Source organism: Alloyangia pacifica (assembly GCF_900116195.1).
Taxonomy (GTDB): domain Bacteria; phylum Pseudomonadota; class Alphaproteobacteria; order Rhodobacterales; family Rhodobacteraceae; genus Salipiger; species Salipiger pacificus.
The window spans coordinates 358,228-379,919 of the sequence record NZ_FOZW01000005.1; the positions used below are offsets into that span (position 1 = coordinate 358,228).

The 21,692-nt window shown below is 67.5% G+C and carries 22 protein-coding genes; 10 read left to right on the forward strand and 12 right to left on the reverse strand.

Annotated features, from left to right (window positions below; all coding sequences use genetic code 11):
* Nucleotides 1-52: 52 nt before the first annotated feature.
* Complete coding sequence (locus tag BM397_RS13065) at nt 53-898, reverse strand: helix-turn-helix domain-containing protein (RefSeq protein WP_092424653.1); 846 nt, start codon at nt 896-898, stop codon at nt 53-55.
* 89 nt (nt 899-987) lie between these two features.
* Between BM397_RS13065 and pobA the strand changes: the two genes are divergently transcribed.
* From pobA to BM397_RS13090, 5 genes are all read left to right on the forward strand, one after another.
* The gene (gene pobA, locus BM397_RS13070; protein ID WP_092424655.1) at nt 988-2,157 is read left to right on the forward strand and encodes a 4-hydroxybenzoate 3-monooxygenase; all 1,170 of its coding nucleotides are present in this window, start codon (nt 988-990) and stop codon (nt 2,155-2,157) included.
* Between the two features lie 172 nt (nt 2,158-2,329).
* The gene (locus BM397_RS13075) at nt 2,330-3,037 is read left to right on the forward strand and encodes an ABC transporter permease (protein ID WP_092424657.1); all 708 of its coding nucleotides are present in this window, start codon (nt 2,330-2,332) and stop codon (nt 3,035-3,037) included.
* A gap of 23 nt (nt 3,038-3,060) precedes the next feature.
* Nucleotides 3,061-3,828: an ATP-binding cassette domain-containing protein gene (locus BM397_RS13080; RefSeq protein WP_176806642.1), complete on the forward strand. Its 768-nt coding sequence runs from the start codon at nt 3,061-3,063 to the stop codon at nt 3,826-3,828.
* 58 nt (nt 3,829-3,886) lie between these two features.
* Entirely contained in the window at nt 3,887-4,708 is an 822-nt protein-coding gene (locus tag BM397_RS13085; protein WP_092424659.1) for an ABC transporter substrate-binding protein, read from the forward strand.
* A gap of 46 nt (nt 4,709-4,754) precedes the next feature.
* Nucleotides 4,755-5,642 carry a substrate-binding domain-containing protein gene (locus BM397_RS13090; RefSeq protein WP_092424661.1) on the forward strand — a complete coding sequence of 296 codons (888 nt, stop codon included), beginning with the start codon at nt 4,755-4,757 and terminating at the stop codon, nt 5,640-5,642.
* Here the strand turns inward: BM397_RS13090 and BM397_RS13095 are convergent.
* The 11 genes from BM397_RS13095 to BM397_RS13140 form a co-directional block, all read right to left on the reverse strand.
* Entirely contained in the window at nt 5,639-6,904 is a 1,266-nt protein-coding gene (locus BM397_RS13095; RefSeq protein WP_092424663.1) for a lytic murein transglycosylase, read from the reverse strand. The genes BM397_RS13090 and BM397_RS13095 overlap by 4 nt on opposite strands.
* A 40-nt stretch (nt 6,905-6,944) precedes the next feature.
* Nucleotides 6,945-8,321: a sigma-54-dependent transcriptional regulator gene (locus BM397_RS13100; protein WP_092424665.1), complete on the reverse strand. Its 1,377-nt coding sequence runs from the start codon at nt 8,319-8,321 to the stop codon at nt 6,945-6,947.
* 10 nt (nt 8,322-8,331) lie between these two features.
* Nucleotides 8,332-8,457, reverse strand: a complete 126-nt coding sequence (locus tag BM397_RS29710) for a hypothetical protein (protein WP_256218755.1) — start codon at nt 8,455-8,457, stop codon at nt 8,332-8,334.
* Between the two features lie 6 nt (nt 8,458-8,463).
* Entirely contained in the window at nt 8,464-9,738 is a 1,275-nt protein-coding gene (locus tag BM397_RS13105; protein ID WP_092424667.1) for a c-type cytochrome, read from the reverse strand.
* 5 nt (nt 9,739-9,743) lie between these two features.
* The gene (locus BM397_RS13110; protein WP_092424669.1) at nt 9,744-10,952 is read right to left on the reverse strand and encodes a formate dehydrogenase subunit gamma; all 1,209 of its coding nucleotides are present in this window, start codon (nt 10,950-10,952) and stop codon (nt 9,744-9,746) included.
* A gap of 115 nt (nt 10,953-11,067) precedes the next feature.
* Nucleotides 11,068-11,661, reverse strand: a complete 594-nt coding sequence (fdh3B, locus tag BM397_RS13115; protein WP_092424671.1) for a formate dehydrogenase FDH3 subunit beta — start codon at nt 11,659-11,661, stop codon at nt 11,068-11,070.
* Nucleotides 11,662-11,673: 12 nt separating this feature from the next.
* Nucleotides 11,674-14,652 (reverse strand): formate dehydrogenase subunit alpha, encoded by a 2,979-nt coding sequence (locus tag BM397_RS13120; RefSeq protein WP_092424673.1) that lies wholly within the window; start codon nt 14,650-14,652, stop codon nt 11,674-11,676.
* A gap of 124 nt (nt 14,653-14,776) precedes the next feature.
* Complete coding sequence (locus tag BM397_RS13125; RefSeq protein WP_092424675.1) at nt 14,777-14,971, reverse strand: twin-arginine translocation signal domain-containing protein; 195 nt, start codon at nt 14,969-14,971, stop codon at nt 14,777-14,779.
* A 50-nt stretch (nt 14,972-15,021) separates the two neighbouring features.
* A complete protein-coding gene (locus BM397_RS13130; protein WP_092424755.1) occupies nt 15,022-15,636 on the reverse strand; it encodes a TorD/DmsD family molecular chaperone in 615 nt (204 codons plus the stop codon).
* A gap of 20 nt (nt 15,637-15,656) precedes the next feature.
* Nucleotides 15,657-16,295 carry a DUF3306 domain-containing protein gene (locus BM397_RS13135; RefSeq protein ID WP_092424677.1) on the reverse strand — a complete coding sequence of 213 codons (639 nt, stop codon included), beginning with the start codon at nt 16,293-16,295 and terminating at the stop codon, nt 15,657-15,659.
* Nucleotides 16,292-16,825, reverse strand: a complete 534-nt coding sequence (locus BM397_RS13140) for a DUF3305 domain-containing protein (RefSeq protein ID WP_092424679.1) — start codon at nt 16,823-16,825, stop codon at nt 16,292-16,294. Before BM397_RS13140 ends, BM397_RS13135 begins: the two co-directional genes overlap by 4 nt.
* 374 nt (nt 16,826-17,199) lie before the next feature.
* Between BM397_RS13140 and BM397_RS13145 the strand changes: the two genes are divergently transcribed.
* From BM397_RS13145 to BM397_RS13165, 5 genes are read left to right on the forward strand one after another with little or no spacing between them, the layout of a single operon-like run.
* Nucleotides 17,200-19,146, forward strand: coding sequence for a 4Fe-4S binding protein (locus tag BM397_RS13145; RefSeq protein ID WP_092424681.1), 1,947 nt, complete (start codon nt 17,200-17,202; stop codon nt 19,144-19,146).
* 37 nt (nt 19,147-19,183) lie between these two features.
* On the forward strand, nt 19,184-19,375 hold the full coding sequence (locus BM397_RS13150) for a DUF6494 family protein (protein WP_092424683.1): 192 nt from the start codon (nt 19,184-19,186) through the stop codon (nt 19,373-19,375).
* 3 nt (nt 19,376-19,378) lie between these two features.
* Nucleotides 19,379-20,443, forward strand: a complete 1,065-nt coding sequence (apbC, locus tag BM397_RS13155) for an iron-sulfur cluster carrier protein ApbC (protein WP_092424685.1) — start codon at nt 19,379-19,381, stop codon at nt 20,441-20,443.
* Complete coding sequence (locus BM397_RS13160; RefSeq protein WP_092424687.1) at nt 20,440-21,150, forward strand: biotin/lipoate--protein ligase family protein; 711 nt, start codon at nt 20,440-20,442, stop codon at nt 21,148-21,150. The genes apbC and BM397_RS13160 overlap by 4 nt, the downstream gene beginning before the upstream one ends.
* Nucleotides 21,147-21,644: a DUF6505 family protein gene (locus tag BM397_RS13165; protein WP_092424689.1), complete on the forward strand. Its 498-nt coding sequence runs from the start codon at nt 21,147-21,149 to the stop codon at nt 21,642-21,644. The genes BM397_RS13160 and BM397_RS13165 overlap by 4 nt, the downstream gene beginning before the upstream one ends.
* The last annotated feature ends 48 nt before the right edge of the window (nt 21,645-21,692 follow it).

The following is a 21,692-nucleotide window of genomic DNA, read 5'->3' on the forward strand; positions in this document are numbered from 1 at the left end:
AGCGGAGGCGAGTTCTGGGTGGCGTGCGGGCACGCCCGGCTCCCGCGGCGCCTCAGCCCACGAAGCGGCTGCGGTAGTCGCTGGGGCTCTGGCCGCGCAGCGCGCGGAAGCGGCGCGAGAAATAGGCCGGGTCGGAAAAGCCCAGGCGATATCCGACCTCGGCCACGGGCACTTGGGTAAAGGCGAGCATCCGGCTCGCCTCGGTCATGACCTTGCCCTCGATATAGCGCGAGGCGCTGAGGCCGGTGGCGGCATGGCAGAGCCGGGTGAGGTGGCCGGGGGTGATCGACAGGGCGGCGGCGTAGTCGCCGGCGCGCCAGCCCTCCGACAGATGCGCCGCGATGAGCGCGTCGAGTGCCATCATCTTCGCCCCGCCGGCGGCTTCGGACTCTTCGGTCGGGGCCAAAGCGCAGATCTCGGCGAGCAGGGCCTGCGCCAGCGCTACCAGCAGGTTGGCGCGATAGGGGCCAGGGCGGGCGAAGGCGGCAACGAGGTGCTCCGACAGGGTGACCAGCGTGTCCGAGGCATCCCCGATCGCCGGGCGCGCCAATCGTGCGGCGAGCCCCGCAGAGGCCGGGCGCATGCCCGCGAGCACCGGCGCGGGAAAGGAGAGCACCAACCCCTCGCTCAGCTTCTGGAATTCGAAGCCATGCACGATCTGTACCGGGATCAGCAGGAACTGTCCGTCATCCAAACTGTGCGGCTGACCGTCGATCCAAACCTCGGCATGGCCGTGTCGCATGAAGAAGACCTGTGTGATCTCGGCATGCCTGTGTGAGGAAATCACCCATTCGTGAAGTCTTGCCCGGTCCCAGATGCGTTCGCAATGCACGGTGTCTGGGAACCCTCCGGTCTCTCCGAAGAGGTCGAACAGGGGAATGTCGGGGCGGCGGTTCATGCATGAATAGTACCAGCCTATGCACTCCACGTCTATTCGCGCGAGGCCTTGCGGGGCTTAGGGTGCGTGCAAAGATAGGAGGAGATTGCATGAAAACCGAAGTCGTGATCATCGGCGGAGGCCCCTCGGGTCTGCTGCTCTCGCAGTTGCTGAACAAGGCCGGGGTCGCAACCGTGGTGCTGGAGCGGTCGAGCCGCGAGCACGTGCTGTCGCGGATCCGGGCTGGGATCCTCGAATGGGGTACGGTCGAGCTGCTGCGCGAAGCGGGTGTCGGGACGCGCATGGATGCCGAGGGCTATCCGCACGACGGCACCTATCTCACCGACGCCGAGCTGATGGTGCACATCGACTTCAAGGGGCTCACCGGCAAGCAGGTCATGGTCTATGGCCAGACCGAGGTGACGCAGGATCTGTACGGCGCGCAGGACGCCATGGGGACGCAGGTGATCCACGGCGTCGAGGAGGTGACCATCCACGACCTCGATGCCTCCGAAGCGGCGGTCGAATACACGCTGAACGGCGAGCGCCACCGCATCAGCTGCGCCTACGTGGCGGGCTGCGACGGCTTCCACGGGGTCAGCCGCAAGACCATACCCGAGGAGAAGCGCCGCGAGTTCGAGCGGGTCTACCCCTTCGGCTGGCTGGGGATCCTCTCGCGCACCCCACCGGTGCATGACGAGCTGATCTATTCCAACTCGCCGCACGGTTTCGCGCTGGCCTCGATGCGCAACGAGAACCTGGTGCGCTACTACGTGCAGGTGCCGCTCACCGACAAGGTCGTGGACTGGTCCGATGAGCGCTTCTGGACTGAGTTCAAGCGCCGCATTCCCTCGGAGGCCGCGGCCAAGCTGGTCACCGGCCCGTCGATCGAGAAATCCATCGCGCCGCTGCGCAGCTTCGTTTCCGAGCCGCTGCGCTGGGGCCGGCTGTTCCTCGTCGGCGACGCCGCGCATATCGTGCCGCCGACCGGCGCGAAGGGGCTGAACCTCGCGGTCTCGGACGTCTACTACCTGCACGAGGCGTTGATTGCGGCGCTGAAGTCCGGCCAGACCGCGGGCATCGATGGCTATTCGGAGCGCGCGCTGGCGCGGATCTGGAAGGCCATGCGCTTCAGCTGGCAGATGACCACCATGCTGCACCGCTTCGAGGGCGAAGACAGCTTTGCCGAGGAAATGCGCCGGGCCACGCTGCGCCACCTCGCGGACTCGGAAACCGCGCGCAAGGACCTCGCGGAGAACTACGTCGGCCTGCCGTTCTGAGGCAATTTCACCGGCCTCCCGGGGCCGGCCCGGAAATTTTGCAGTCCTGCGTCGATAGCGGCCCGTTCCCCCGAGCGGGCCGTATTTCATTCGGACTATTGACGCCTCTTGCGTCATGGGCGAGAGGATGCATAGTCGGAATAAGGCAAAATTTCCGCAGGGAGGGTAAATTTTGCAAAGCATCGGGGAGGCCTTCCATCTGGCGCTGTCGCTGGTCCTGTCCGGCGAGGCCGATCTCTACGAGATCGTCGGCCTCTCGCTGCGGGTCAGCCTGAGCGCCACGGTGCTTGCCTGCGCCATCGGCTTGCCGATCGGCGCGCTGATCGCGGTGAGCCGGTTCCGCGGCCGGGGCCTTGTGCTGATCGTGATGAACGCGCTGATGGGCCTGCCTCCGGTGGTCGTCGGCCTGCTGGTCTACCTTCATCTCTCGCGCTCCGGGCCGCTCGGCTTTCTGGGGCTGCTCTACACCCCCGGCGCGATGGTCTTCGCGCAGACCATCCTCATCGTGCCCATCGTCGCCGCGCTGTCGCGGCAGGTGCTCGAAGACCTTCACGCCGAATATGCCGAGCAATTCCGCTCGCTCTGCCTTTCGCGTTGGCAGAGCATCACGACGCTGCTCTGGGACGGACGCTACGCGCTGCTGACGGTCGGGCTGGCGGGCTTTGGCCGCGCCGTGGCCGAGGTCGGCGCGGTGATCATCGTTGGCGGCAACATCGACCACCTGACCCGGGTGATGACCACCGCCATTGCGCTCGAGACATCCAAGGGCGACCTGCCATTGGCGCTGGCGCTGGGGATCATCCTGCTGGTGCTGGCGCTTGGCGTGAACGCCGGGGTGCAGGCACTGCGCATGACCGCGGCGCGGCAGGCCCATGTCTGAGGTGACCATGTCCGGAACAGCCCATGTCTGACCTGCCGATCACCGCCGTGCCGCCCGTGGCGCGCCCCCGCGATGAGGCCGCCATGTCCCGCCCGCTCCTGCCCCTGCGCGTCTCCGGCCTGCGGCTTGCCGCCGATGGCGCGGCGCTGCTCGACGGGGTGGAGCTGAGCCTCGCGCCCGGTGGCTGCACGGTGATCATGGGGCCGAACGGCGCGGGCAAGAGCCTGTTGCTGAAGATGCTGCACGGGCTGCTGGTCCCGAGCGGCGGAGAGGTGAGCTGGAACGGTACCTCTGCCGCGCAGGCCACCGCGCGGCAGGCGCTGGTGTTCCAGAAGCCGGTGCTGCTGCGCCGCTCGGTCGCCGCCAACCTCGATTTCGTGTTGAAGGCCCGCGGCCGCGACCGGTCGCGCCGCGATGCGCTGCTGCGCGAGGTCGGTCTGCTGCACAAGGCGCGCCAGCCCGCGCGGCTGCTCTCGGGCGGCGAGGCGCAGCGGCTGGCGCTGGCCCGCGCGCTGGCCACCGACCCCGAGGTGCTGTTCCTCGACGAGCCCACCGCCAGCCTTGATCCCGCCTCGGTGCTGGTGATCGAGCGCATCGTCGGCGCTGCCCGCGACCGGGGCACGCGGATCATCTTCGTCACACATGACGTCGGGCAGGCCCGGCGCATGGCGGACGAGGTGGTCTTCCTGCACCGCGGACGCGTGGCCGAGCACAGCCACGCGGATGTCTTCTTCCCCGAGCCGCGCAGCCAGCCGGCGCGGGACTATCTCGCGGGCCGGATCGTGCTCTGATCCCCCGCCCAACGTGCATCCCAAGTGATTGATTACCAAGGACAGAAGGACGTTCCTCATGACCATCGCAAGACTGATCGCCTCGACCGCGCTGACCCTCGGCCTCGCCGGCGGTGCCCTCGCGCAGGAGCAGTCGATCATCGTGCAGTCGACCACCTCGACCGCCAACTCCGGGCTCTACGACTACCTGCTGCCGATCTACACCGGCGAAAGCGGCATCACCGTCAACGTCGTGGCCGTGGGCACCGGCCAAGCGATCAAGAACGCCGAGAACTGCGACGGCGATCTGCTGCTGGTGCACGCCAAGCCGTCGGAAGAAAAATTCGTCGCGGCGGGCTTCGGCACCGAGCGCACGGATCTCATGTACAACGACTTCGTCATCGTCGGGCCTGAAAGCGACCCGGCGGGCGTGAAGGGCATGGACGACGTCGAGGCGGCGCTGACCAAGATCTCCGAGGCGGGCGCGCTCTTTGCCTCGCGCGGCGATGATAGCGGCACCCACAAGAAGGAAGTCGCGCTTTGGAAGGCCGCGGGCATCGACCCCACCGCTGCCTCGGGTGAGTGGTACCGTGAGACCGGCTCGGGCATGGGCGCGACGCTGAACGCGGGCATCGGCATGGGCGCTTACGTGATGACCGACCGCGCCACCTGGATCAGCTTCCAGAACAAGCAGGACTACGCGATCGAGGTCGAGGGCGACGAGACCCTCTTCAACCAGTACGGCGTGATCCCGGTGAACCCGGAAAAATGCCCGAGCGTGAAGATCGACGCGGCGCAGGACTTCGCCGACTGGCTGCTCTCGGACGAGGGCCAGAAGGTGATTGCCGACTACAAGGTCGACGGACAGCAGCTGTTCTTCCCCAACGCGCCGAAGAACTGATAGGGTCCGGGGGCGGCACGGTGCCGCCCCCAACACGCCCGAGACGATGACCGACCTGCAGATCCCGCCACACGAATACCTGACCGTCCGCGAACTGGCCGATCTGCTGCGCCTGAAGGAGCGCAAGATCTACGATCTTGCCGCCTCGGGTGAGGTGCCCTGCTCGCGTGCCACCGGAAAGCTGCTGTTCCCCGCCTCCGAGATCCGCGCCTGGATCGAAGGCGCTCAGAGCGGTGGCTTTGTCGCGGCCCCGGTGACGAGGCCCGGGGTCTTCCTCGGCTCCCACGATCCGCTGCTCGACTGGGCGATCCGCCAGTCACGCTGCGGGCTTGCCACCTATTTCGACGGCTCGCTGGATGGTCTGACGCGCTTTGCCGCGGGCGAGGGTGTGGCGACCGGCCTGCACGTTCGGGACGCAAATGGAGATTGGAACACCGGTGCCGCCCGCACGGCGTCCGCCGAGCAGAACGCGGTGCTGGTCGGCTTTGCCGCGCGGCGCCGCGGGCTGGTGCTGCGCGAGGACGGCCCGACGCCGCGGGGGCTGGCCGATCTTGCGGGCCTGCGGCTGGCGCCGCGTCAGGACAGCTCCGGCACCGCCGGGTTGCTGCGCGATCTCGCTGCCGAGGCGGGACTCGATCTGGGGTCGGTCACGCTGACGCCGCTGGAACGCACCGAGGACGAGGCGGTTCAGAGCGTTCGGCGCGGCGAGGCCGACGTGACCTTCGGCCTCGAGTCGGTGGCGCATTCCTACGGGCTGCGCTTCGTGCCGGTGATCGAGGAACGCTTCGATCTGCTGCTCGATCGCAAGGCCTGGTTCGACCCGCCGCTGCAGACGCTCATCGCCTTCTGCCGCTCCGAGACCTTCCGCGCCCGTGCAGGCAGCCTTGGCGGCTACGACCTGTCCCGCCTCGGCGAGGTGGTCTGGAACGCCTAGCGCAGGGCCGATTTCATTGCTGTTTCGGGGAAGCAGGTGGCGGGCCGCCCCTGCGCTTCCTGCCAGCGGCCGATTGAGCGGCGGGTCTTGAATCCCGGCAGCCCGTCGGCCCCTCCCACGTCATGTCCCATCCGTTCAAGCGCCCGCTGCATGGCGGCGACGTCCGAGCGGTAGAGCCCCCCGACCGTGCCCCAATGCGCGCTGAAATCGCCCACGCCGTACTGGATGCGATCGCCCACGTGGCCGACGAAGAGCGCGTAGAGATCGCTCATGTTGTAGTCCTTCAGCACGTAGAAGTTGGGTGTGACGATGAACGCCGGCCCGTGCCGCCCGGCGGGCATCAGCAGGAAGCCCTCGCCGCGGCGTTCGTGCTCGGGGAAGGGGCGGCCCGAGATCCGGGTGATGCCGAGCTTTTCCCAGTCCGAGATGCGCTTGCCCTGATCGGGGCCCTCGAGCGTGCAGGACACGGAGGCCGGGACCCGGACCTCGAAACCCCAGTCGCGCCCGCTCTGCCAGCCGTGCTTGGCAAGGTAGGTGCCGATCGAGGCGATGGTGTCCGCCTCCGAGCGCCAGATGTCGGCATGGCCGTCGCCATTGCCGTCCGCAGCGTATTTCAGGAAGTTCGAGGGCATGAACTGCGGCTGGCCGAGCGCCCCGGCCCAGGAGCTTTTCATCACCCCGGCCGGGGCATGACCCGCCTGCGCGATCTGCAGCGCGGCGATCAGCTCGTCGGTGAAATAGGCAGCGCGGGTGGACATGAAGCCCTTGGTGCCCAGCACCTCGAAGGCGCTGTGCGGGATCGCCACGCGGCCATAGCCGCTCTCGCGGCCCCAGATGCCGAGAATGATCCGCCCGGGCACGCCGGTGGCCTTTTCCGTCGCGGCGAGGGCTGAGGCATGCCGCCCGGCCATCTGCCGCCCGATGGAGGTCGCGCTGTCGATGGAGCCGCGGTTGAAGTATTTCGCAGGCTGGCCGAACTCGGCCTGTCGCTGCTGCCTGGGGGTCTCGGGCTTGGTGCCGGGAGGCACGAGGTCTGGCAGATCCCAGTTGAGATGCACGCCCGCAAAGGCCGACTCGAAGGTGCCGCGCGACACGCCCTTGCGCGCCGCCTGCGGCCAGACCGTCTGTTCCAGCCAGCCGCGGAATTGCCGTTCCACCGCGCTTCGGTCGAGAGCGAGGGCAGGGGAGGCGAGGCAGGCGCAGGCGAGGAGCCCGGCGGCGAGGGCGCGGCGCCATGCTTTGAATTGGAGGGGGCTGATCATGGGGACTCCGGAGGGCTGCTCGGGCGGGTTTTGACCCAGCCTAACGCGGCGCCTGCGGTGGGGTCACGCTCTCTTCGCCCCATTGCGCGATCTTGCGGTCGATGGTCTTGCGAGAGACGCCGAGCCGCCGCGCCGCTTCGGCCCGGTTGCCATCGCAGAGGTCGAGCATGTGCAGGATGTGGCGCTGCACCACGAGGTCGAGATCCTCGATTGCCCGCGTCCCGGTCACCCCGCCTGCGCCCGAGAACTCCTCGGGGAAGCCGCCGAGGATCACCGAGCGTTCGATCAGGTTGCGCAGCTCGCGCACGTTGCCGGGCCAGTCATAGCGGCGCAGCTTCAGCAGGGTCTGCTCATCGAGCTCGAGTCCCGGCATGCCGAGCGCCTGGGAGAACTGCTTGGTGAACAGCGCGGCCAGCTCGAGGATGTCGTCGGACCGGTCCGACAGCGGCGGCATCTCGACCTTCAGCACGTTGATGCGGTGGTAGAGATCGGCGCGGAATCTGCGCTGCGCGACCAGCGCCTCGAGATCGGCGTTGGTGGCGAAGAGAAAGCGCAGGTTCAGCGGGATCTCGCGCTCGGCCCCGGTGGGGCGGATGCGCTGATCCTCGAGCACGCGCAGCAGCGCGGCCTGCAGCGGCTCGGGCATCTGCGCCACCTCGTCGAGAAAGAGCGTGCCGCCATCGGCCAGCAGCAAAAGGCCGGGCTTCAGACGTTCGCCGTTCTCGACGCTTCCGAAGAGCTCCTGCACCATGCGGTCGGGGGCGATCGCGGCGCAGTTCACCGGCACGAAGGGCTTGTCGGCGCGGTCCGAAAGCTGGTGCAAGTGGCGTGCGGCCATTTCCTTGCCGGTGCCGCTGGCGCCGGTGAAAAGAACCGGCGTCGGCAGCGGCGCGAGCTTGGCGAGCAAGGCGCGCACCGCGACCATCACTTCGGACTTGCCGAGCAGCTTACCCTGGAACTGGCCGGTGCGCAGCTCGCGCCGAAGCAGCGTGTTGTCGCGGCGCAGGTACTTGCGGTCGAGCGTCCGGGCCACCGCGCCGAGGATCTGGTTGGCGCGGAACGGCTTCAGGACGAAGTCACTGACCCCGGCGCGCAGCGCGGTGATCGCGGTTTCGAGGTCCGCGTAGGCGGTGATCAGGATGGTGTCGCCGAAGAACCCCTTGCGCTGCTGTTCGGCGAGCCAATCGAGCCCGGTGCGCTTGGGCATGACGTTGTCGAGGATCACCAGATCGAAATGCGCGGCATCCAGCTTCTGCGTGGCCTCCGCCGCCGAGCCCGCTTCCTCGACCCGCTGCACCCGGGGGGCCAGCATCTTGACGAGGAAGTTGCGCATGCCGGGCTCGTCGTCGACCACGAGGATCGAAGCACCGGCCAGCGTCGGGCCGTAATCGTCGGTGGAGGCATCCTTCGGCGTCATGCGCTGGGGCTCAGTCGTGGCGGACGTTGGAGCTCGAATAGACGTCGGCGGACGAGAAGCCCATCTCGTGCAGACCGAAATAGGCGGCGATGCCGATGACGATGATGGCGGCGAAGCCTGTGAACATGGCTTTCATATGCGGTCACTCTCCTTTGGTGGCCTGTTTGAGGTAGTCTATCAGATCGGCCCGGTCGCTGCCGCCCGCGATCACCTGCATGGGCATCTTCGAGCCGGGAATGTAATGGTCCGGACCCTGATCGAAAAGCGCGTCGATCGTGGCCTCGTTCCAAGTGATGTCGGATCCGTCCAGCGTGTCCGAATAGCTGTAGCCCGGCACGGTGCCCGCGCGGCGGCCGAAGACGCCGTGCAGCGTGGGGCCGGCCTTGCGCGAGGGGCCGGCGGTGAGCGCGTGGCAGATCGAGCATTTGCGCATGAATTGCCGCTCGCCGTTGGGCATGGTCTCGGCGGCGCGCAGGAAGCTGCGCGCACCGTCGATGCCGGGCTCGAAGACGTCAAGCGCCTCGACCGGCCAGGAATAGGCGGCGTCATCCAGCCCTCCGGCGTGGATCACCGTGCCATCGGGCGAGAAGGCCAGCGCCCAGACCGGCCCCTGCCGGGTGGCGCGGAAGTCGCGGGTGATCTGCCAGCTCTCGGTGTCGACGATCATGATGTAGCCCTCGCCGTCGCCGACGGCGAGCTGATGCGAGGGTGCATTGTAGGACATGGCAAGGATCGGGCGGCGGTCGAGCGTCAGGTCGGCGATCGGCGCGCCGGTCTGCAGGTCGATCACCCGGGTGCCGCCGTCGACCGCGCCATAGGCGATCCAGCCGGGGCCGAGCGCCAGCCGGTTGATGCCGAAACCGTGCTGGACGAGGGCGACGGGCGCATCATCGGTCCCGAGGTCGTAGCGCAGCAAGGCGCCCGCCATGGTGGCGGCATAGAGCGTGTCGGCACCATCGTACGCCACGGCGTTCACCCCGGCGCCGGGGGCGGGCAGCGCGGTGCCTTCGTCGCCGTCCAGAGACCAGAGCACGATGGAGCCGTCCCAGCTGCCGCTGGCGACGGTGCGACCGTTCGGTGAGACGGCGAGCGCCGCGACCTTGCCCTGATGCTGGCCGAGCACGCGCGGCGCTTCGCCCCAGACGCGTACCGCGAAATCGTCGCCGCCCGACACCAGGGTGCCCTCCGGACCCCAAGTCAGCGCGGTCACCGCCGCGGCGTGGCCCTCGAGCCAGCGCGGCATGCCGCCATCCCAGAGACCCACGGAATTGTCGAAACTGCCCGTCGCCACCTGCCCGGAAGGCGCGACGGCGATGCCCATGATCGGCCCGCCGTGACCTTTGAGCGTGGCGAACTCCTGCGCCGCCACGGGGGCGGCGCAGAGCATCAGGCTCAGGATGACGGCCAGGCGGCCCATCTGGATTACTCCGCCGGTGTGGCCGACTTGCGGGCCTCTTCGGCTTCGCGCTCCTTCACCTTCTCGTACCAGATCGAGTGGTGCTGATGCGCCCAGTTCTCGTCGACCTGGCCGGAACCCATGGCGTCATAGGCGCCCTCCATGCCCACCGTGCCGATGTAGATGTGACCGATGATCACCGCCATCATCAGGAAGGCAACGATGGCGTGCCAGAGCTGCGCGAACTGCATCTCTTCCTGCGGGGCGAGGTGCACCGGGAAGGCGTCCATGCCGAACCAGCCCGGCACGCCCCAGTCGTTGAGCACCGAGAAGGTGTGCGAGAAGAGCGGCATGTCGAAGGGGAAGAGCAGCGAGAGCCCGGAGACCGAGACCGAGGCCCCAAGCACGATCACCCCCCAGAAGATGATCTTCTGGCCGGCGTTGAACTTCTTCGCGGGCGGGTGCTTGTTGCCGATGATGCCGCCGGCCTGCGCGAACCAGGTGATGTCGGTGCGGTCGGGGATGTTGTGCCAGACCCACATGACGAAAACCATGATCAGCCCGAGCATGAAGGCCCAGCTGACGTTATTGTGGATGAATTTCGAGCCGGTGAGCAGCACCGAGTTGAACTCGTGCCCGAGCAGCGGGATCAGGAACATCCGCCCGAACAGGGTAAACAGACCGGTGAAGGCCAGCAGCAGGAAAGATCCCGCCAGCGTCCAATGGGCGAAACGCTCGATCCACTGGAAGCGCTGTACGGTGGAGCCCGTCTTGCCGCCGTCGATGCGGATGCGGCCGCGCAACAGGAAGAACACCGCCAGGATGCCGATGGTGCCGAGCAGCAGCCATCCGCCGTAGGTGGCCAGCGGGCCGCGGCGGAAGGTCAGCCACCACATGCCGCCGTCCTGGATCAGCACCTTGCCGTTGGGGTTGATGGTCGACGCGCGCACGTCGGCCTCGTTGTATCGCAGCGCGCGCCAGAGATCGGGGTCGGAGGCGCCGCCGAGCGTGCCCAGCTCGGGCGCGTCCGGGGCTTCGCCGCCGATGTTGTCGCGCCGGAAGCTGTCATCGACCTTGATGCCCGCCTGCCTGCGCATGATGTCCTCGAGCGTCTGCGCGCCGCCGGTGGCGGAGCGGTCGGGCTCGGGCGGAAGAAGGGTGCCCTGCGCCGCGACGCCCAGAGGGGCGGCGGTCATCAGGACCAGTGCGAAAAGTGCCAGCAGGTGGCGCAGCATGGTCGTCTCCATGAAGTAGGGTCACGCGAGAATCGCGCGGAACGGCGGCTGGCGCCGCCCCGCGCGGGTCTTCGTTGCGTTACCGGCGGACCCGAGGGGCCCGCCGACCTTTGGCTCAGTTGGCCTTTTCGTCGTAGGCGGTGCCCCAGCCCCAGGCGCCCGAGCCGAAGCCGCGGGCGACCACGCGCTCGCGGTAGATGGCCGACACTTCGTCGCCATCCCCGGCCAGCAGGGCCTTGGTCGAGCACATCTCGGCGCAGATGGGCAGCTTGCCCTCGGCGATCCGGTTGCGCCCGTACTTCTGGAACTCGGCTGCGGAATTGTTCTCTTCCGGGCCGCCGTTGCAGAAGGTGCACTTGTCCATCTTGCCGCGGGAGCCGAAGTTGCCCGCCTGCGGGTACTGCGGCGCGCCGAAGGGGCACGCGTAGAAGCAATAGCCGCAGCCGATGCACAGGTCCTTGGAGTGCAGCACCACACCGTCTTCAGTCTGGTAGAAGCAGTCCACAGGGCAGACGGCCATGCAGGGCGCGTCCGAGCAGTGCATGCAGGCGACCGAGATCGAGCGTTCGCCCGGCTGGCCGTCCTGAATGGTCACCACCCGGCGGCGGTTGATACCCCAAGGCACCTCGTGCTCGTTCTTGCACGCGGTGACGCAGGCGTTGCACTCGATGCAGCGTTCGGCATCGCAGAGGAATTTAGCTCGTGCCATGTCTCGCTCTCCTTACGCCGGCATGATCTTGCAGAGTGTGGCCTTGGTCTCCTGCATCTGCGTGACGGAGTCGTAGCCATAGGTCTGCGCGGTGTTGGTGGACTCGCCCAGCACGATCGGATCCGCCCCGTCGGGATACTTCGAGCGCAGGTCCTCGCCCTCGAAATAGCCGCCGAAGTGGAAGGGCATGAAGGCAACGCCCTCGCCCACCCGCGGGGTGACCATGGCCATCACCTTGACCTTGCCGCCTTCCGGGCCTTCGACCCAGACGTCGGCCCCGTCACGCACACCGAGGTTGTTGGCGTCGCGCGGGTTGATCTCGATGAACATGTTCTGCTGGAGCTCGGCGAGCCACGGGTTGGACCGCGTCTCGTCGCCGCCACCCTCGTATTCGACCAGTCGGCCGGAGGTGAGGATGATCGGATAGTCCTTCGAGAAGTCGTTCTTCTGGATCGAGGCGTACATGGTCGGCACGCGCCAGAAGGTCTTGTCCTCGTAGGTCGGGTAGTCTTCCACCAGATCGCGCCGGTTGGTGTAGAGCGGCTCGCGGTGCACCGGGACCGGATCCGGGAAGGTCCAGACCACGCAGCGTGCCTTGGCGTTGCCGTAGGGGGCGCAGCCATGCTCGATCGCCACGCGCTGGATGCCGCCCGAAAGGTCGGTCTTCCAGTTCACGCCGCCGATCTTCTCGGCGAAGTCGGACGGGTAGGGACCGGTCTGGTCCTGCTCGCCGACCTCGGTGTCGGTGCTGGGGCGCGCGTCGATGTAGCCCGCGACCCATTCGATCATCCGCCGCTCGTAGGGCGTCAGGTCCTTGTCCCAGCCCAGATCGATCAGCATCTGCATGGTGAACTCGGGGTAGCCATCCTCGATCTCGGACCCGACGGTATACGAGCCCTCGGCCAGCAGGTTCTCGCCATTGTATTCCACGCCGTAGCGGGCGCGGAACGGCAGGCCGCCGTCCTTCACCGGAAGCGACAGGTCGTAGAGGTTGGCCGAGCCCGGGTGGTTCATCTCGGCGGTGCCCCAGCAGGGCCACGGCATGCCGTAGAAGTCGCCATCCGCAGGACCGCCGTTGGCACGCAGCGTGGTGCGGTCGAAGGTGTGCTGGTTGGCCATGTGCATCTTGAGCCGTTCCGGCGACTGGCCGGTATAGCCCACGGTCCACATGCCCTTGTTGAACTCGCGGGTCAGGTCCTCGAGCAGGGGCTCTTCGCCGTTCACCTCGATGTTGCGGAACAGACGGTCCGCAAAGCCGAACTTGGTGGCGAACTTGTGCATGATGATGTGGTCGGGGAGGGACTCGAAGAGCGGGTCCACGACCTTGTCACGCCACTGGATCGAGCGGTTCGACGCGGTCACCGAGCCGTAGGTCTCGAATTGCGTCGCGGCCGGCAGCAGGTAGGTGTTGTCGGTCCGGTCGTGCAGGATCGCCGAGACGGTGGGATAGGGGTCCACCACGACCAGCAGGTCGAGCTTCTCCATCGCCGTCTTCATTTCCTTGAGGCGGGTCTGCGAGTTCGGGGCGTGGCCCCAGAACACCATCGCGCGGGTGTTGTCGGGCTGTTCGAGGTTGTCCTTCGCCTCGAGCACACCGTCGATCCAGCGCGAGACCGGGATGCCGGTCAGACCCATCATCTCCTTGTCCTTGCCGTCCTTGCCTTTCAGCATCGCGAAGCGGGACTTGAGCCAGTCGAGGTCCTCTTCCCAGACGCGTGCCCAGTGCGCCCAAGCGCCCGCGGTCAGGCCGTAGTAGCCCGGCAGCGTGTCGGCGAGCACGCCGAGGTCGGTTGCACCCTGCACGTTGTCGTGGCCGCGGAAGATGTTGGTGCCGCCGCCGGCGGTGCCCATGTTCCCCAGCGCGAGCTGCAGGATGCAGTAGGCGCGGGTGTTGTTGTTGCCATTGGTGTGCTGGGTGCCGCCCATGCACCAGATCACGGTGCCCGGACGGTTGTTGGCCAGCGTCCGCGCCACGCGCTCGAGCTGGCTGCCCGGCACGCCGGTGACACGCTCGACCTCGTCCGGGGTCCAGTTGGCGACCTCGGTGCGGATCTCGTCCATGCCCCAGACACGGCTGCGGATGAAGTCCTTGTCTTCCCAGCCATTCTCGAAGATGTGCCAGAGCAGACCCCAGACCAGCGCCACGTCCGAACCCGGACGGAACCGCACGTATTCGTCCGCGTGGGCGGCGGTGCGGGTGAAGCGCGGATCGCAGACGATCAGCGGCGCGTTGTTCTGTTCCTTCGCCTTCAGCACGTGCTGCAGCGAGACAGGGTGCGCCTCGGCGGGGTTGCCGCCGATGATGAAGATCGCACGCGAGTTGTGGATGTCGTTGTAGGAGTTGGTCATGGCGCCGTAGCCCCATGTGTTCGCAACGCCGGCAACGGTGGTCGAGTGGCAGATACGGGCCTGGTGATCCACGTTGTTCGTGCCCCAGTAGGCGGCGAACTTGCGGAACAGGTAGGCCTGTTCGTTGCTGTGCTTGGCCGAGCCGAGCCAGTAGACAGAGTCAGGACCCGAGCTGTCGCGGATGTCCATCATCTGGTCGCCGATCTCGTTGATCGCCTGCTCCCAGGAGATGCGCTGCCATTCGCCGCCCACCTTTTTCATCGGGTACTTCAGGCGCCGCTCGCCATGCGCGTGCTCGCGCACCGAGGCGCCCTTGGCGCAATGCGAGCCGAGGTTGAACGGGCTGTCCCAGCCGGGCTCCTGCCCGATCCAGACGCCGCCCTGCACCTCTGCCATCACGGTACAGCCGACCGAGCAGTGGGTGCAGACGGATTTCACCGTCTTGATCTCGCCGCCGGTGGCGGTGGCCGCGGTGGCCTGGGTTACCGTACCTCCGGTGGCGGCCACGGCAGCAAGGCCGCCGATCGCCAGACCGGACCCGCGCAGGAAGGCGCGACGGTCAACCGAAGTGTTCGCCACTTCGGAAAGGATACTTGTCCGCTGGGGGCGTCGCGCAACCCCGTTGGTCTTTTTCCTCAACATGTTTCTCTCTCCCCTTGCGCGCTAGGCCCCCGCATGGTGCCTGGCTTGCTTGGTGTTGATCGGGTGCCTTGGACAGTCGGGCGTCACGCAACCAGTCGTCCTTGGCGGGAAGTGCTGCGTCCGGTCAGAACCGGGCGGCGGCGTAGTAGGCGCGCGTGTGCGCGGTGTCCTGCATCTTGTTCGACGACAGGTCGGGCTCTGCGGCTTCCGCCTCGGTCCCGGTGGTGGTCGCCACGGCGACCGCCGCGAGCGGCGCTGCCGTCGAGGCCAGTTTCAGGAAGTCGCGGCGGCTGGTCGCCTCCTCGTCTTTCCGCTTCATCGAGAGACCTCCTCTCTCAGGGTTGCGGCGGTTGCCCGCCATTGTGCGGATCACTCCGCGCTCATCCGGAAGGCTTCGGTCTCGATCTCCATGAAGGCCCGGCCGAGACGTCCGACCGGGGCGTAGAAGACCGAGTTCTTGGCGCCTTCGAGATCCGAATAGAAATGGCTCGCCCAGGGGGCGATGTGCTTGTTGAAGAAGCTCTTTTGCTGGCCGACCGTGGCCGGAGTGCCGAAACGGCCGACGATCATCGCGCCCATCATCTCCATCAGCGAGGCGATGTTGTCCTCGGGCTCGAAGACGTTCTCGGCGCGGGCGAGGCCGCGGGCGGTCATGTCCTGGCGCAGCAGTGCCAGCGGCTTCTCGTTCAGGAAGCCCGTCAGGTAGTAGGAGGCGTAGGGCAGCAGCTCGCCCCGGCCGAGGCCGATGAACAGCCGGTTGTATTCGCTCTCCACTGCCTTGGGCTTCGAGATCTTGGCGACCTTGGACAGGGTCGTGACCGCCTCGCCGATCGGGGTGGCATCTCCGGTCAGCCCGGCGCATTGGTCAATCAGCCCCTGGTCAGCGGGCCGGGCGAGGATCAGCCCGAGGAAGTTGTAGAGATCGGCGCGGAGGCGATCCTCCTCGGCGATCTTCGGGGCAGTGGCTTGTGCGGCTGCGGTCATGTTGCTCTCGTCGGTCATCATCAGGCCTCGAAGGAAAAGCGCATGCGGCGCGAACTGGCGGGCAGCGTGCTTTCCTCGGGCTCGGGGTCAAATTGGGCGGCCTCGGCCACCTGCGGCTCAATGGGGTGCAGCGGCGCGATCTGCGGCTGCGCCTCGATGGTCGGGCCAAGCGTTTCCGGCGCGCGGATCGAGGTGGTGCCGGCGTCGGCAACCTGCGCAGCCGCGTCTGCGTCTTCGCTCTCGGCCTCCTCAGGCTGTGTCTCGGTCTTCGGTTGCCCGACGTACTCGAGGTGCGCCAGCAGCCCCTTGCCGACCTGATAGGTGGTCTTGAAGTCTGCTGCAGGGGTCACGGCGGTGAAGTCGGTGTCATAGTCGTTGAGCCCGTCGAGGCAGGCGAGCACCGGGTTCGAGCGCCAGAGCGTGCGCAGGGCGCGGTTCTTCAGCCGCTTGGGCAGCTGCGACTCGAGGAACTTGCGGACCATTTCGCCGTCGGTGATCTCTTCCGGCGCGGGCAGCCCGGCCTCGGCCAGCAGCTCCTCGTCGCTGCGCTCGGCGAGCTGCGCCTCAGTCTCGGCGCGGCGGGCGGTGTCCTGCGCCTGTTCTTCGGCGCGGGTCTCGGCCTCGACAGCGGCCTTCCTGCGGGACCAGAAATCCTTCATTGCAGCCTCCCTCTTTTCAGGGCGGGCGAGGCGTAGACATCCGCTGTTGTCGAAATGCGCGGGTCGCCGATGCCGTCCTGCTTGCCGTCCACTCTTGCACGATCGCGGCGGCGTTTCACGAATTCTTCCTCTTCATGGTAACGCTCGACGAAATCGCCCACCCAGGCCAGAAGCCCGGCGGGCATGGGAACCTTCTCGACGATGTCCTCGCCGCTGTCGCAGTAGTCCTGCGCCTCGTAGGGCGAGGCGGTGATCAGCACGACCTCGAAGGGATGCTCGCCGAGGGTCTTGCGCATGACGACATAGACGCTGGGTTCGCGGGCGGTGATGCCGTGCAGGTAGGCCTCGGTCTCGGCGCGGTAGAGTTCCAGCGAGCGCGTCGCGGCATGATATTCGACCACGTCGCCCTCGCGGCGCAGCTCGCGCCAGTCGGCTGGACCGGCCCCGGGCAGCACGGCAACGGCCCGCCAGGCCCACTTGGCCCAACGGGTGACACCGGGGGTGCGCCGCAGCACAACGCCCACGGGCATGAATTGATCGTTGCTCGGATGACCTGTCACGATGATGTATCCTTCCTCCCACCGTGATTGAAACATGTAGAGCCCATCGGGGAAGGGCCAATCGGTGCACCGCGGTATTCTGAGGCCGATGGTGGACATTTTGGGCAGCTGCCAAGGGGGCAAAAATGCGGCAGGGACAAACTGTCCAATCCGAGTTTTTTGCTCTGGAAAGGTGCCGCGATGCAGCATGCGAATCACCCTGCTCGCTGGCGGCCGGGCAGCGCGGCGCTCGGCGGGTTTCCGCCCGAGGAATTGAGTTGTCGGAGGGGGCGAATCGGGGCTAGCTACCCCCCTAACCGAGCGCAAAACGGGACGAATCCGGCCCGTTCGCCAGGAAGGAAAACATGACCAAGACCTTGATAACATGTGACTGTATGGGCAGTCAGTCCATCGATGCCGAGGCCCTGTCCGAGGCCACGGGATTCGAGGTCACGCCCCCCTGCAAGGCGCTGTGCACGAGCCAGATCGAGCGCGCCGCCCAGGGATTGACGCAGGGGAATGTAGTCCTTTGCTGCACCCAGGAGAGCCGGACTTTCGAGGCGCTGGCGGAGGAGCTCGAGGTGGAGCCCGCACCGCTGCTCGACCTGCGCGACCGTGCCGGGTGGAGCGCCGATCGCGCGTCCAAACTACCCAAAATGTCCGCCCTCGCGGCCGAGGCCATGTTGCCCGCCGCGCCGGAGAAGACGCTCGACGTCATCTCGGAGGGTCTGTGCCTTATTCTTGGTGAAGCCGAGGTTGCTCTTGCGGCTGCGGAACAACTGGCGCCGCACCTTGGGGTGACGGTCCTGCTGGAGGGCGCGGAAGACATCCCCGACACCCGCGCCTATGACGTGATCACCGGTCGCCTGCGCAAGGCGCAGGGCGCGCTCGGGCAGTTCAGGGTCACCATCGACGCGCTGCGCCAGGTGGAGCCCGGCGGGCGTGGGGCTTTCTCCCTGACCGAGCCGCGCGACGGTGGCGTGTCACAATGTGACGTGATCCTCGACCTGCGCCGCGAGCTGCCGCTCTTCCCCGCGCATGAGAAGCGCGAAGGCTACCTGCGCGCCGATCCCGGACGCCCGCAGGCGGTGGCCGCGGCGGTCATGTCCGCCTCGCATCTTGTCGGCACTTTCGAGAAGCCGCTCTACGTGCGGCTGGAGTCGCTGCTCTGCGCCCATTCGCGCGCGGGCCAGACCGGCTGCACCAACTGCCTCGATCTCTGCCCCACCGGCGCGATCTCGCCCGACGGCGAGCATGTGACGGTCGACCCGATGATCTGCGCCGGCTGTGGTGCCTGTTCCTCGGCCTGCCCCTCGGGGGCGATCAGCTACGACGCGCCTCCGGTCGACCTGACCATGCGCCGGGTTCAGACGCTCGCCAAGGCCTTCCTCGACGCGGGCGGCCATGCGCCGCGGTTGCTGGTGCATGACGCCCACGGAGCCGAGATGATCCGGCTGTCTGCCCGCCACGGCGACGGTCTGCCCGCCGACGTGGTGCCGCTGGAAATCCGTGCCATCGGCGCCTTCGGCCATGCCGAGACCGTCGCGGCGCTCGCCGCCGGCTTCGCCTCGGTGACGGTGCTGCCGGGGCCGGGGGCCGACCTTCCGGCGCTGCAGGCGCAGGTGGCGCTGTCGGACGCGATCAGCGGCGGCGGCAAGGTGCGCCTGCTGGAAACCCCGGACCCCGACGCCATGTCGGCCGCGCTCTACGCCGAGCAGGCCCCCGCACCCGTCGCCACGCCGGTGCGCCCGATGGGCACCCGCCGCCAGATCACCCGGCAGGCGGCGAAGGCGCTGCACCCCGGTGCCGAGAGCCTGCCGCTGCCCGAGGGCGCGCCCTATGGCGCCGTGCTGGTCGACACCGACGCCTGCACGCTCTGCCTGTCCTGCGTCTCGCTCTGCCCCTCTGGCGCGCTCGGCGACAACCCCGACTTGCCGCAGCTGCGCTTCCAGGAGGACGCCTGCCTGCAGTGCGGCCTCTGTGCCAACATCTGCCCCGAGGATGCGATCACCTACGAGCCGCGCCTGCTGCTCAGCGACGAGGCGCTGGAGCAGCGCGTGGTCAACGAGGAAGAGCCCTTTGCCTGCATCGAGTGCGGCTCGCTCTTCGGCGTGAAGTCGACCATTGACCGGATCACCGAAAAGCTTCAGTCCCATCCCATGTTCGATGGCGACAAGCTGCGGATGATCCAGATGTGTGACGACTGCCGGGTGAATGCGCAGTACCATGCCAAGGACAACCCGTTTGCCGCAGGCGAACGTCCGCGGCCCCGGACCACGGACGATTACCTCAGCAAGCGGCGCGACCACTGACCCGAACGCATACCGCTGCAACTAAGGGGAGACCCCAATGAGCGACGATTTCAACATGTCCATGCGCAAGTTCCTCAAGCAGGTGGGTGTCACCTCGCAGCAGGCCATCGAGGAGGCCATGCGCGGCAATGACACCGCCGGGAAGACCTTTGCCGTGAAGGCCGTGGTCACCATCGAGGAACTTGGCCTGACCCATGAGGTCACGGGCGAGATCAAGGGACAGGAGTAAACCTTGCCAGCCAGCAGAGAGGCGGTTCAGGCCGTCCTGAAGAGCGTCGCCGATCCGGTTGCGGGCGGCGACATCATGTCGAGTGGCGTCGTGCGCGCGCTGAACGTGGACGAGGCGGGCGCGGTGCGTTTCGTCATGGAGATCCCGCCCAGCCAGAGCGATGCCTACACCAGGATCAAGGAACAGGCGGAAAGCGCCCTGAAGGCCACCGAGGGCGTCTCGGCGGTCTCCATCGTGCTGACCGGCCATACCGAGAAGGCGCCGCCGGATCTCAAGATGCGCAAGGCCGAGCCGCAGGGACCGCAGCGCGTTCCGGGCGTGAACCACATCATCGCCATTGCTTCTGGCAAGGGCGGCGTGGGCAAGTCCACGGTGTCCTCCAACATTGCCTGCGCGCTGGCGCAGCAGGGGCGGCGCGTGGGTCTTCTGGATGCGGATGTCTACGGTCCCAGCCAGCCGCGGATGCTGGGGGTTTCGGGCCGTCCGGCCTCGCCTGACGGCAAGACCATCCTGCCGCTGCGCAACCACGGCGTGACGATGATGTCGATCGGCCTGATGACCAACGAGGATCAGGCGGTGGTCTGGCGCGGCCCGATGCTGATGGGCGCGCTGCAGCAGATGCTGATGCAGGTGCAATGGGGCGCACTCGACGTGCTGATCGTCGACCTGCCGCCGGGCACCGGCGACGTGCAGATGACACTCAGCCAGAAAGCGCATGTGGACGGGGCCATCGTGGTCAGCACGCCGCAGGACGTGGCGCTGCTCGACGCGCGCAAGGGCATCGACATGTTCAAGCAGCTGAACGTGCCGATCCTCGGCATGGTCGAGAACATGTCCACGCATGTCTGCTCGAACTGCGGCCATGAAGAGCACGTCTTCGGCCATGGCGGCGTCGCCGCCGAGGCGGCGAAGCTCGGCGTGCCGCTGCTCGCCGAGGTGCCGCTCGACCTGCAGATCCGACTTGCCTCGGACGGCGGCGCGCCGATCGTCGTCAGCCAGCCCGACAGCGCGCAGGCGCAGGCGTTCCACGCCATCGCCGCGGCGCTGGTGGCGCAGGGGGTGGCATGAGCACCACCGACGACCTGGCCTTCCCGCCCCTTCTCTGGGGCGAGGAGGTGACCACCGATGCCTTCGACCATGCCTGCCAGCGCGCCCTTCTGGGTTGCGATGCCGGGCTGGTCGCCTATCGTATCACCGCCAGCGTGCTGCAGGGGGCGCTGGTCTTCGCCCCCGAGGTGCCGCTCGCACAGGCCATGTCGATGCTGCCGCTCTGCGGCGTCGGCTTCCAGAACGCGCTTGGCGTCATGGCCCCGCCCGAGGTCGCCGTGCATCTCGACTGGGACGGTGGCATCCGGGTCAACGGCGCCGCCTGCGGACGCTTCCGCTGCATGGCTTCGACCAGCGATCCGGCGCAGGTGCCTGACTGGCTGGTCATCGGCTTCACCCTGCCGCTGATCCCGGCCAGCGATCGTCCCGGCGACACCCCCGACCAGACCTCGCTCTATGCCGAGGGCTGCGCCGAGGTCCAGCCGCCCGCGCTGCTGGAAGCCTGGGCGCGGCACACGCTGAACTGGGTCAACCGCTGGGAGGACGACGGCAGCCGCGCGCTGCACGCTGACTGGCGCGCATTGGTGCAGGACATGGGCGAGGAGGTCACGCAGAACGGCCTGTCGGGCACTTTCCTAGGCGTCGACGAGGAGTTCGGCATGCTGCTGCGCGACGGCGAGACCACCCACCTCATTCCGCTTACCACCATTCTGGAGCCGGCCCCATGAAGCTCGCCCGCGCCATCCATTTCGACGAGAGCGACACCCGTGTTTTCGCCTCGCCCGCCCGCACCGGGGAGTGGTGTATCTCGGGCGGCTTCGAGTTCTCCAACTGGGCCGAGGGTGATCTGACCGGCAAGGCGCGGCAGGCCTTTGCCAACGGCTGGTTGGGGCTCGAGACCTTCGGCCGCGTGACCTTCGTCGCGGTGACCAACGTCGAGCCCACCGAACTGCAGGTTCTGACCGACCTGCTGGCCGAGCATTTCGTCACCTACTACGGCGCACCCTCGGTCGAAGCCGCCCGTCCTGTGGCCGCCGAAGAGCTGGCACAGATGGTCGAGCTCTGCGAGGACCATGCCGCCAACACGTTGCTCACCGTCGCGCGCGAGCTCACCGACGCCGGGGTGCGCGAGAGCTACCGGGTGATAGAGGCCAACGACGCCGGACTCGAGCAGTTCGCCATCCACGGCTCGCTCGACGATCCGCACGATCACCACCACTGAGGCGGACATCGATCCGGCCCGCCGATTCTGACTGACGATCCGGACTGA